We start from the raw sequence: 11,572 nt of genomic DNA, 5'->3' as shown, positions 1-11,572 counted from the left end.
CCAACAGAGAGGTGTCGATGGAACGAGGAACAACGGGGCATTATGTCCACAGCATCGCAGGCGGAGTGAACTGTCAAGCGTTCATTCCGGCCTCTTTGCCGCCCATCCCAGCCTTGCAGATAGACAACAAACTACAGAGCCGTATCAATCAGGCTATGTTGGCACTCGGCCGTCTGGACGCTATCAGTACACTCCTACCTGATGCACGCCTGTTCTTATACAGCTACGTGCGCAAAGAAGCCGTCATGTCTTCACAAATTGAAGGCACACAATCTTCCTTAAGTGATCTAATGCTTTATGAAATGGAGGGCATGCCCGGCGTACCAATGGATGATGTGCAGGAAGTGTCATGTTACGTTAATGCATTAGAGCTGGGCGTGCAGCGAATCAGAGAAGGCCACCTCATCACCTTTCGATTACTGACAGAGTTGCATAAGGCACTCATGACCTCTGGCCGGGGCATCAGTAAAGGCCCGGGAGAGTTCCGTAAAAATCAAGTGTGGATTGGTGGCCATCGTGCCGATGAAGCCACCTTTGTGCCAACGCCAGCCAATGAGCTGGCTCAATGTTGGTCGGCTTTGGAACGCTTCTTAAACGATGTGCCTGAAGCCACCGACCCATTGATCAAATCGGCTCTGGCTCACGTACAGTTTGAAACCATTCACCCTTTCATGGACGGCAATGGCCGTCTGGGACGCTTACTGATTCCGCTCATCTTGGTCGAAGCAAAAATACTCAACGAACCGTTATTGTATTTATCCGTGTTCTTCAAAAAACATCGCCAAGTATACTACGACAAACTACAGCAGGTTCGTTTAAGTGGAGACTGGGAAAGTTGGTTGCTGTTTTTTGTCGATGCCGTGGCAGACACGGCCAATCAGGCCGTAAATACCGCACAACAACTGAACCAACTGCGCCAAACCCATCGCAGCCAGCTTGTCAGCCTCGGCAGAATGGCCGCATCTGCTCAACGCGTGTTGGACGTTTTGTTTGAATACCCCATCGCGAACATCAACACCTTGGTAAAACACAGCGGCATCACACCTGCCACCGCAGGCAAGGTAATGGACAAATTAGCACAACCGGAGTTTGCAATGGTGCGTGAACTCACCGGACAAAAACGTAATCGCATCTTTGCCTATAGCGCCTATATTAATATTCTGAATCAGGAACAAGCATGACCAACAACGACATCGTACAAAAGCTCTGGAACCTCTGCGACGTACTGCGTGACGACGGCATCAACTACTCGGACTACGTCACCGAACTGGTGTTGTTGCTGTTCATCAAAATGGTTCATGAAAACACCGAAGCCGGCACCCTGAAAAAACACCCATTACCGGAAGGCTGCCGTTGGACAGATTTGAACGGCAAATCCGGTATCAACCTGCTGAACGACTACAAACGCATTCTGCTTAGCCTTTCCACCGGCCGCGACGCCGCAGGCAGAGCGGTACACAACGACCCGCTGATCAGCGCCATTTACGCCGACGCACAAACCCGTTTGCGTGAACCGCGTCATTTGGAACAAATGATCAAAACACTCGACCATATCGACTGGTTCAGCGCCCAGAAAGACGGCCTAGGCGATTTATACGAAGGCCTGCTGGAGAAAAACGCCAACGAAACCAAATCCGGCGCGGGGCAATACTTCACCCCACGCGCCCTGATCAACACCATGGTGCGCTGCCTCAAACCTCAACCCGGCGAACGCATCCAGGACCCAGCCGCCGGCACGGCGGGATTTCTGATCGCCGCCCATGAATACATCAAAAGCCAGACCGACGACCTGTACGAACTGAGCGACCGGGACAAAACCTTCCAGACCACCCAGGCCTACACCGGCATCGAACTGGTGCCCGGCACCCGCCGCCTGGCACTGATGAACTGCCTGTTACACGGCATGGAAGGCGGCGAAGAAGGCGTCGTGCAACTCGGCAACGCCCTCGGCCAGGCTGGTGCCGGGCTGGAAAAAGCCGACGTCATCCTCGCCAACCCACCCTTTGGCACCAGCAAAGGCGGCGACGCCAGCATCACCCGAGACGACCTGACCTACAAGACAAGCAACAAACAACTGGCCTTCTTGCAGCACATCTACCGCAACCTCAAACCCGGCGGCCGTGCTGCCGTAGTACTACCAGACAACGTCCTGTTCGAAGCCGGCATCGGCACCGACGTACGCCGCGACCTGATGCACAAGTGCAACCTGCACACCATACTGCGCCTGCCCACCGGCATCTTCTACGCCCAGGGTGTGAAAACCAACGTCCTGTTTTTTACAAAAGGCAGCGCCACCGACAAACACCAGGAAGAAAACTGCACCGAAAACGTCTGGGTCTATGACCTGCGTACCAATATGCCCAGCTTCGGCAAACGCACTCCCTTTGGTGAGCAGCATCTTGAACCTTTTGAAAAGGTTTTTTTCGCTAGTCATGCCCGCGAAGGCGGGCATCCAGCCCTGAACAAACGCACCGAAGGCGAATACAGCTTTCACTCGGACAAGATAGACCTACCCGAAGAAACCAAAGCCACCGACGAAAATCAGGGTGTGGACGAGCGCATCATGCACAGCCGCTGGCGCGTCTTCAGTCGCCAATGGATTGCCGAACACAAGGGCGACTCGCTGGATATTTCATGGTTAAAAGACAGCGACAGCGTGGATGCCGCCAATTTGCCGGAGCCGAGTGTGTTAGCGGGTGAGGCGATGGGGGAGCTGGTGCAGGCGTTGGGCGAGCTGGATGCCTTGATGCGGGAGTTGGGGGCTGACGAGGAGGCTGATGGGGCTCGGGTGCTTTTGGGGGAAGTGATGGGCGGTGTAGAGAAATGACCGGCTCTGTTACCCCCCCGCTCTGGCTTACTGTGCCGCTAGAAAACGTAATCTTGCGAATCGTTGGCGGCGGTACGCCGAGTAAGTCTAAGCCTGAGTACTATCAGGGCGATATACCGTGGATGAGCGTCAAGGACATGAACAAGCATGTTCTCCAGGATACAGCCGACCATATCTCACAGACGGCTGTAGATAGCAGCAGTACCAATGTCATCCCCGCTGGCACTCCAATCATTGCGACAAGAATGAGCTTGGGGAAAATAGTCGTCGCGGAGTTCGACTCGGCAATCAACCAAGACCTCAAAGCCCTCTTTCTGCCAACTGAAATTCATCGAAATTTTCTTGTTTATTGGTACCGCTCGGTCGCACGACAAATAGAGCAGATGGGCACAGGTACAACGGTGAAGGGAATACGGCTGGAGGCTCTGAAAGGTTTGGAGTTTGCCCTTCCCCCACTCGCCGAACAAAAAGTCATCGCCGACAAACTCGACACCCTGCTGGCCCAAGTAGAAAACACCAAAGCCCGCCTCAAACGCATCCCGAAAATCCTCAAACGCTTCCGCCAGTCCGTCCTGGCTGCAGCAGTGAGTGGACGGTTGACAGAGGAGTGGCGGAAAAGACACGATTCCAACGTGCCCCATGAAGAGCCATTGAGCAGAACCCACTGTATTCACGATGAAGACCAGCAGCCTGTCCCGGAGAACTGGTTACTTACCGCAATGGGCAATGTTTCAACTTTTCAGCAAGGGCTACAAATTGCAAAAAGTACTAGGCGTATGGAGCCGGGAGAAAGCAATCTTCCAATCCTCAGAACTGTAAACTATGAGAACAATTTCACAGATGACGTCCACTATGCAGTGGTAAACGAAAAATCAATTATCGCCGAGCCGGAGGATATAATCCTTTCACGAACAGGGACGGTTGGATTGGTTCTGACAGGATTCAAAGGGATAATGCACAACAATTCTTTTCGCCTGAACTTCCAAAAAGATCTACTTCTCCAGCGTTATCTTATTTATTTCCTCCGCTCTCCAATATGTCAGGAGTATGTTAAACGAGAGTCTGGCCGCTCAAGTCAGCCTGACCTAACTCATAAGGCATTTGCAAAGTGTCCGGTTACTGTACCGAGCCGAACTGAACAAACAGAAATTGTCCGACAAGTAGACCAACTCTTCGCCCACGCCGACCGCATCGAACAACAGGCCAACAACGCCCTGGCCCGGGTCAACAACCTCACCCAGTCGATCTTGGCCAAAGCCTTCCGGGGCGAACTGACTGAGCAGTGGCGCAAGGACAACCCGGAACTGATCAGTGGCGAGAACAGTGCGGAGGCCTTGCTGGCGCGCATCAAAGCCGAACGCGCCAATATCAAGCCCACTAACCGTACGCGAAAAAGCAAAGCCGATGCCTGAGCAAAATTACTTGGCTACACAAGGCCTGCTCACGCAGGCCAAGCAAACCGAAATGCTCGCCCCATCCCTAGGGCTCGGCCTACGGCCCGCCCTTCTGGCGTCCAAAATTGCTCCCGGCAATTTTGTCGTCCGCCGAGTAGACCAACTCTTCGCCCACGCCGACCGCATTGAGCAACAGGTTAACAACGCTCTGGCCCGCGTCAACAACCTCACCCAGTCCATCCTCGCCAAAGCCTTTCGAGGAGAACTCACCGAGGAATGGCGCAAAGAAAACCCGGAACTGATCAGCGGTGAGCACAGTGCCGAAGCTTTGCTGGAACGAGTCAAGGCCGAGCGGGCCGCGATGACGTCGACCAAACTCTCCCGCAAGAGCAAAGCGAATGTCTGAACGCAGTATCGGTATACGATCAGGCCTGCTGACGCAGGCCCACGCCGACCGAATGCGCACACCCTCCATGGCGTGCGCCCTTCGGGCCAGCCTGCGGCTGTCCAAATTTGTTCCTGACAAATTTGTCGAACAACAGGTCAACAACGCTCTTGCACGCGTCAACAACCTCACCCACAAAATGTCTGGAACATTTTGCTCCGCTACAGCGCCCGTAGGGCTGATGCCAGGGATGGCATCAGGAGAATCCATCCTCGCCAAAGCCTTTCGGGGAGAACTCACCGAACAATACAAACCACATCCCTGTAGTTTGCCCTTCGGGCCGGCCTTCGGTCGTTCAAAATCGCTCCCGGCGATTTTGTGGCGAAAGGACAGCCCGGAACTGATCAGTGGGGAAAACAGCGCCGAGGCGTTGCTGGAACGCATCAAAGCGGAACGGGCGGCTACAAAGCCAACCAAGCGAACACTAAAAAGCAAAGCCGATGCCTGAGCAAAGTCAATTGGCCAGACAAGGCCTGCTCACGCAAGCCAAAAAACCGATATAAAACAAACGACTCGACTCAGGTATCGTAACTTGGGAAAGCCATTTGAACCGGCTGGGGCTCAACGTCGGCCAGAGATTTTACAGTCAGGCCCTTTGTGAGAGCAATCTTGCGCAGTGATTCATCGTGAGACCAGACTTCATCCACCGTGGCCGCCAAGGCGATGCTGACAATCTGGCGGTCAAACTTGAGTTTGCTTGCATTCTGCTCGGGGGATAATTGCGCGAGTTCTTGCCGGCTGGGTAACTGCGCGCACTCAATGGCTGCCGCTGTGTCGAAATCTACCAACTGAAAACACGCATGGCTGTTCATAGCGTCCAAATATTCCTGATATTTTTCGACGTCTACGCCCATTAAAAATTCAGCCAACACCGGTGTTGGGATCACCATTACTGCCTTCTGGCTCTCAACCTGACTTACAAAGGCGGCCGCGCGGTCGCTTAAGCGATCGAGTTCCGTTTTAGTCTTGGGGTCTGCAAGGCCCGTGACCGTTGGAGCCAGAATCTGTATCAGAACATTGTTGTCCAAAAGCAGTCGCAAATCAGCTCCTTAAATCCTTGGCCATTCCGTGCGGGTCGTCCATTTCGGACCACTTCAGTCCGCCAATGGACTGCAATTGCGCAATAACGGCCCCTGCGTTGGCGGTTTTCAACACGTCAAAGCTTTCTATCGTCAATTTGCGCAAGCTCCAGCGTCCTTCCACTGTACGAGCCCATTGACCATGACCACTCACTCGTACCTGTTTGAACAAGTGAGCTGAGAGTTTCTCGGCAATCTCCACTGTCGCTTCACAGTGCAGAGTCTCTCCATTTGCACCCTCTAGCCTCACCGGGATCGTCGCATCTTTACCGCCAATCTTATACAGTCGCCCCTGAACTGAACCGGACTTTGTAACAAGCAGTGGTTTTTCAGCATGCTGCGACTTACGAAACATCAAAACAGATGACTCCGCATTGTCCAAGATTGCACCGCCTGTGCCATCTTCATCCATCAGGTTCTGCAAAGCACTGTAGGCTTTCTGTGATTTTTTTGATCCTTTTCCGCCATGCACAAGCCTAACCTGCTCGATAATTTTCGGATAACAGGATTCCTCAATCGCCACGTTTAACATAGCGCTACCGTCAGTCACCGAAGTAAAATGCACGTGCTCAGACTCACCCAGCAAATCGGCTAGGTGAGGCAGGTACTGGCCTAGACGCTTCATTGTGAGGCGATCAGGGCTGGAATCATGCAATTTCAAGATGAGCTTTTTCATAACGGGCAGTATAGAGGGCATGGGTTTCGAGCGCTACTTCGATGATCTTAGATTAATTAGCACATTGGGCGTTTTAATTGAGAAGTTTTATTGCGATGGCGGGCGACAGGGAGTAGGAATCGGGCACGAAGGGGTCGGCATGAAAATTTTCCCTACGCCAAAAAGCGAAAAACCCCGATGAAACCACCGAGGTATAGACGCCGACCGGGACTGCCCAATCCATTTGTGATGCATGATAGCAATGCTGACTGCTACAAACAACCTCAAGATAGACCTACTGGCATGTGCTGATCCGATATTGGTTGGTTACGTCACCTCTTTCACACTCATCAACAACTCCAACGCCCGAATGCGCTCATCCGGGTCATACAGATCGTTAGTGAACATCAACTCATTCACCTGCAATTCAGCAACCAAGCCTTCTAAATACTCTTTCACTTGCTCCGGCGTACCGATCGCAGCCAGTGACAGAAACTCCTTAACACCGGCTTCTTCTTGTGGCGACCAGAAGCCCGCCATGGATTCGACCGGAGGTTTAAGCCATACCGGTTCACCACGAAACAAGGCCAAAATGCGTTGCTGGCCGGAGGTCGATAGTAGCTTGGCGCGGGCTTCGGTTTCTGCAATCACCAGTGGTAAACCCAGCACAACGTAAGGTTCGGACAGTGTTGCCGAAGGCTGGAATCGGCTGCGGTATAGGTGCACGGCTTCACGCACCAGACGCGGTGCGAAATGCCCGGCGAACGCATACGGCAAGCCCAGTTGTGCGGCCAGCTGAGCACTGAACAGGCTGGAACCTAACAGCCAAATCGGTACATTGGTGCCTGCGCCCGGAATGGCTTTCAGTCGTTGTCCCGGCTGCATGGGGCCAAGTAGCTGTTGCAATAACTGCACTTCATTGGGGAAGTCATCAGCGGCATGGTCATCGCGGCGCAAGGCGCGGGCGGTAACAGGGTCAGTGCCCGGCGCGCGGCCCAGTCCTAAGTCGATTCGGCCGGGGTAGAGGCTTTCCAACGTACCGAACTGTTCAGCCACCACCAACGGAGGGTGATTGGGCAACATGACGCCACCGGAGCCGACGCGAATGCGCTGCGTACCACCGGCAATGTGACCGACCAATACCGCTGTGGCCGAGCTGGCAACGCCTTCGGTGTTGTGGTGTTCTGCCAGCCAAAAACGATGAAAACCTAAGTCGTCAGCGGCTTGGGCATAGCGTAGGGATTCCTTAAAGGTATCGGTAGCGTCGCGGCCTTCACGTATTGAGGCGAGTTCTAACAAAGAAAAAGGGATGGATTCCAGCATGGTCAGCTTTGGGGTTCGAGTGAATAAAGGATATGCGGCCTAAGTGCGTTCAATTCAAGGTGAAGCCTGAACCTGACAAAGCGATCATCCAGACATGGCACGCCACAACGACAATGGTAAGGTGCCAACGCAATGTCCGGTAATAAGGCGCGTAATGACGATCAAATTGCAATCTCATTTCCGCAGCACGCAATGCCAGAAACAACAAGAGCTGCACCCACAGAAATACTCCGGGGAAAAACGCTAGGGTCAGGAAGCCCACCACAGGTGGTGTAACGGCAAGCCAGGCCAACGTTCCATGAGCAGACTCTGCTGCTCGCGCAGGCCACAACACCCCCGCCATGAAGCCCAGAATCACCACGCTGTAAAAACTGAACAAGGTAATGGGCGGCAAAGCGGTAGCAGCCGATCCCGTCACCTGCAGTAGAGGTAGGGCTACAAAGGGGATCAATCCCGCATAACCCAGTGTGCGCAATGTGATCTTCATGTCGGTGTTCACTATCTTGTACCTACCGAACAATACCCTTTGCGTTCAGCACGGCGCTGCGCCCAGGTTTCATAGGCCCACCCAGCCATGGGTTTGATGCCACGCCAGCCTAAGATGGCCGTGAGCCAACCGAAGCCAGCCTCTCGCCAATAAAACAATGTGCCGTCCAGCCCGATATGAAAGCGTTCGCCATCCCAGACATGAATGCGCTGCATCATAGTGAGGGTATCAACACCGTGCGCCCCGGTGAAGTGCGAGGCGCTGATGTCGACTAACGTCATTTTGTTGCGTAGGCGTGGTTCCAAGTGACGAATCTCAGCTCTGCACAAGCCACAGCTGTTGTCGAAATAGAGCTCGGGTAACGGATATTTGACGGACACGATAGGTCTCTTGTTGGAACAGATACAATGGTTACGCAAGGCAGACGAAAGCTGATCACCCGTTCATTCATTGCGCTCTTAACATATCGTTACTTAAGTCTCAGGAATTGCCGCCGATGCCCTATGTTCACCCACCAGAACGGAGATGTTATGGACGTCAGTTCACTCAGCTCGGTGGCGTCTTACGCCAGCAATAAGGCCACGGTCGACGCCAAAGAAGGCGCTGCACTGAAAACCTTTAAAATGGCGGTAGACCAACAGGCCGATATGGCTCTGCAATTGGTTCAAAGTGTTGATCCCAGCAATGCCGCAAGCAGTGTTGGCAACCTAGGCCAGAACGTCAACGTGCGCGTGTAGCACGCATAGTCACAGCAGCCCTACGGGGCTGCTGTTTTTTACCGCGCCAGCGCTTTTCTACACCAGCCCTGCCGTTAAAACGGGTAGTGCCGCTGCCCACTCTGGTTGGTGATCCAGCGCAACTCGGTGAACTCCTGAATTGCGGCTTTGCCACCAAAACGCCCATACCCACTGCTCTTCACGCCACCAAATGGCATCTGCGCTTCGTCCTGCACCGTTGGGCTATTGATGTGGCAGATACCACTCTCAATGCGTTTAGCAACCGCCATGGCTTTATTCACGTCACGGCTGAACACCGCCGATGACAGGCCGTAGTCGGTATCATTTGCGATACGGATAGCGTCCTCTTCGTCTTGCGCCCGAATGATCGACAACACGGGACCAAAGGATTCTTCGCCATAGATTTCCATGCTGCTGTTCACGCGGTCAAGCAGGGTCGCATCCATCAGTACGGAGGACGCTTGGCCGCCCGCTAACACCACCGCACCTTTTTTCTCCGCGTCACCGATCAAGCGGTTTAGACGCTCAACGGCGGCGCCGTTCACCACACTACCGAGAATTTCAGAACCGACAGCAGGGTCAGCGGCCTTAATGGTTTTCACCTTGTCGGCCAGCGCGGCGACGAATTGATCGGCTACGCCTGGGGTGACGATAACCCGTTCCGTCGACATGCAAATTTGGCCCTGATTCATATAACCACCAAACGCGGCGGCCTTAACGGCCGAATCGATGTCAGCGTCATCAAGCACCAGCATGGGCGCTTTTCCGCCCAACTCGAGCAAGCACGGCTTTAGGTTTTCGGCACACAATTGGGCGATGATTTTCCCCACGCGCGTTGAACCAGTGAAATTAACGCGTCGCACTGCTGGGTGCTCGATTAAGGCTTTAACAATTTCAGGCGCATCCTCTGGGGCGTTGGTCACCATGTTAACCACCCCGGCAGGAGCACCGGCTTCAATCAGCGATTCAGTAATCAACGCATGCGTCGCAGGGCAGATTTCCGACGCTTTAAAGACCACGGTATTGCCACAGGCCAACGGCATGGCAATGGCACGCACACCTAGGATGATCGGGGCATTCCAAGGTGCAATACCGAGCACCACACCGACTGGCTGCCGTATGCCCATAGACATTAAACCGGCAGTGTCCGAGGGAATGACGTCGCCATGAATCTGGGTTGTCATGGCCGCGGCTTCACGCAATACTGACGACGCCAAGTGGACATTAAAACCACCCCACATGGGTGTCGCGCCCATTTCCAACATAGCCCGCTGGCTGGCCTCTTGCCCTTTAGCGGCCAAAGCATCGGCAGCTTTCAGCAAAATATCGCGGCGCGCATTGGGCGCCATTTCCGACCAAACGGCAAAGGCCGCCGCCGCTGCGTCAGCCGCAGCACGGGCATCCGCTATCGTGGCGGCAGCTGCTACGCTGACCGTTTCGCCACTGATGGGGTTATGACAGGTATAGGTTCGTCCTTGGTGTGCAGCAACGGGCTGATTATTTATCAGCAGAGGGATCTCATACATAGCGGGCCACCTTCATTTATTTTTATAGCTTTGCACTGGGAAGATCGATACGCATCGAAACTTGATGGCATAACAATAGACAAAGCATGACAAGAAAAAAATGCTTATTAATGGTACTTTATCGACATAATATTGTACTTATTCGACATCCATTGATGACATTATGATCAGCGTTGCCCTAAATCAGCCTACCCAGCGCCATGTGAACGTCATTGACGTGCGCTACCCACAAAGCAGTCTCTTATGGACACCGCCACAGGAAGACTGGCGATTTTTTGCCCAGCTGGTGCAGCTGAACGCAGGACGCTGTACAGCCTACCTCAAGGGCGCGGAGCTGACTCTGGGTGCGCCGAGTGTAATTTGGTTACCGCCGGGCATGTTGCGGCGTATCGAGTTTATCGCAGGCTCTTCGGGTCGCGTGGTCACGGTGTCGGAAGACTGGTTGATACCTGCCGTTCAGGGGCTTATTGACCCTGATATACCCTATCGCTCATTAGCTGATACCGTTCACACCGTGCATCAGTCTACGCCCGAGTTTGCCCAACGCATAAGTCACAGTATGGATGCCATCAAAAATGAATTGATGAGCAGCGCTCAGGGCGCCCGTTCGGTTGTGGCCGCGCAGATTATGACGGTGCTTACCTATTTACATCGTATCAGTGGTGACGACCTGGCCACTGCCGCTACCGGCATTCCTGGGTCACCGATCTACAAACGCTTTGTTCAATTGGTAGAGCTGCATTTTCGTGAGCACTGGAAAGTGGCCGATTACGCTGCACATATGGGCGTCACGGAACGCCGCCTAGAGACGGCCACGCGACGCGATGCCAAGCAGAGCCCTGTAGCCTTGATTCAACGTAAGGTGCTTTTTGAAGCCTGCCAACGGCTTGAGCATTCCCCTCTGTCCATCGCCGAGGTGGCCTATGGGCTGGGTTTCAAAGATCCAGCGTACTTTAATCGGTTTTTCCGCCGCCATACGGGGACAGCGCCCGGTGCCTGGCGACGTGCAGTGCGCGCCAGCGAGCCAATGATCGACACTTCCTACGCCGCTTGGCCCTGAGCCCAAACACAGCGTTGCTTGCCAAACAACCGTGGCGTC

General features: G+C 53.9%; 13 protein-coding genes. 7 read left to right on the top strand and 6 right to left on the bottom strand.

Going from position 1 to position 11,572, the window contains the following annotated elements; all coding sequences use genetic code 11:
• Positions 1–17 precede the first annotated feature (17 nt).
• From NFC81_RS01705 to NFC81_RS01685, 5 genes are read left to right on the top strand one after another with little or no spacing between them, the layout of a single operon-like run.
• A complete protein-coding gene (locus tag NFC81_RS01705; protein WP_304995809.1) occupies positions 18–1,181 on the top strand; it encodes a Fic family protein in 1,164 nt (387 codons plus the stop codon).
• Positions 1,178–2,827: an N-6 DNA methylase gene (locus tag NFC81_RS01700; protein WP_304995808.1), complete on the top strand. Its 1,650-nt coding sequence runs from the start codon at positions 1,178–1,180 to the stop codon at positions 2,825–2,827. The genes NFC81_RS01705 and NFC81_RS01700 overlap by 4 nt, the downstream gene beginning before the upstream one ends.
• Entirely contained in the window at positions 2,824–4,239 is a 1,416-nt protein-coding gene (locus tag NFC81_RS01695) for a restriction endonuclease subunit S (protein ID WP_304995807.1), read from the top strand. Before NFC81_RS01700 ends, NFC81_RS01695 begins: the two co-directional genes overlap by 4 nt.
• The gene (locus NFC81_RS01690; RefSeq protein ID WP_304995806.1) at positions 4,232–4,627 is read left to right on the top strand and encodes a hypothetical protein; all 396 of its coding nucleotides are present in this window, start codon (positions 4,232–4,234) and stop codon (positions 4,625–4,627) included. The genes NFC81_RS01695 and NFC81_RS01690 overlap by 8 nt, the downstream gene beginning before the upstream one ends.
• Positions 4,620–5,114 (top strand): hypothetical protein, encoded by a 495-nt coding sequence (locus NFC81_RS01685; protein ID WP_304995805.1) that lies wholly within the window; start codon positions 4,620–4,622, stop codon positions 5,112–5,114. The genes NFC81_RS01690 and NFC81_RS01685 overlap by 8 nt, the downstream gene beginning before the upstream one ends.
• Before the next feature lie 70 nt (positions 5,115–5,184).
• On the opposite strand, the gene NFC81_RS01680 is transcribed toward NFC81_RS01685, so the two are convergent.
• The 5 genes from NFC81_RS01680 to NFC81_RS01660 form a co-directional block, all read right to left on the bottom strand.
• A complete protein-coding gene (locus NFC81_RS01680) occupies positions 5,185–5,706 on the bottom strand; it encodes a PIN domain-containing protein (RefSeq protein WP_304995804.1) in 522 nt (173 codons plus the stop codon).
• Between the two features lies 1 nt (position 5,707).
• On the bottom strand, positions 5,708–6,421 hold the full coding sequence (locus tag NFC81_RS01675) for a hypothetical protein (RefSeq protein WP_304995803.1): 714 nt from the start codon (positions 6,419–6,421) through the stop codon (positions 5,708–5,710).
• A gap of 306 nt (positions 6,422–6,727) precedes the next feature.
• A complete protein-coding gene (locus tag NFC81_RS01670) occupies positions 6,728–7,729 on the bottom strand; it encodes an LLM class flavin-dependent oxidoreductase (RefSeq protein WP_370529923.1) in 1,002 nt (333 codons plus the stop codon).
• 43 nt (positions 7,730–7,772) lie between these two features.
• Positions 7,773–8,210: a DUF3429 domain-containing protein gene (locus tag NFC81_RS01665; RefSeq protein WP_304995801.1), complete on the bottom strand. Its 438-nt coding sequence runs from the start codon at positions 8,208–8,210 to the stop codon at positions 7,773–7,775.
• 11 nt (positions 8,211–8,221) lie between these two features.
• A complete protein-coding gene (locus NFC81_RS01660) occupies positions 8,222–8,590 on the bottom strand; it encodes a DCC1-like thiol-disulfide oxidoreductase family protein (protein ID WP_304995800.1) in 369 nt (122 codons plus the stop codon).
• Positions 8,591–8,740: 150 nt separating this feature from the next.
• On the opposite strand from NFC81_RS01660, the gene NFC81_RS01655 reads away from it, so the two are divergent.
• Positions 8,741–8,947: a putative motility protein gene (locus tag NFC81_RS01655; protein ID WP_304995799.1), complete on the top strand. Its 207-nt coding sequence runs from the start codon at positions 8,741–8,743 to the stop codon at positions 8,945–8,947.
• Positions 8,948–9,021: 74 nt separating this feature from the next.
• On the opposite strand, the gene NFC81_RS01650 is transcribed toward NFC81_RS01655, so the two are convergent.
• Positions 9,022–10,473: an aldehyde dehydrogenase gene (locus NFC81_RS01650; protein WP_304995798.1), complete on the bottom strand. Its 1,452-nt coding sequence runs from the start codon at positions 10,471–10,473 to the stop codon at positions 9,022–9,024.
• A 163-nt stretch (positions 10,474–10,636) separates the two neighbouring features.
• Here NFC81_RS01650 and NFC81_RS01645 point away from each other — a divergent pair, with 163 nt between their 5' ends.
• The gene (locus NFC81_RS01645) at positions 10,637–11,533 is read left to right on the top strand and encodes a helix-turn-helix domain-containing protein (protein WP_304995797.1); all 897 of its coding nucleotides are present in this window, start codon (positions 10,637–10,639) and stop codon (positions 11,531–11,533) included.
• Positions 11,534–11,572 lie beyond the last annotated feature (39 nt).

This window comes from Salinispirillum sp. LH 10-3-1, assembly GCF_030643825.1.
Classification (GTDB): domain Bacteria; phylum Pseudomonadota; class Gammaproteobacteria; order Pseudomonadales; family Natronospirillaceae; genus Salinispirillum.
The sequence above is the reverse complement of the archived record's forward strand: the minus strand, read 5'-3'. Positions and strand labels throughout refer to the sequence as shown.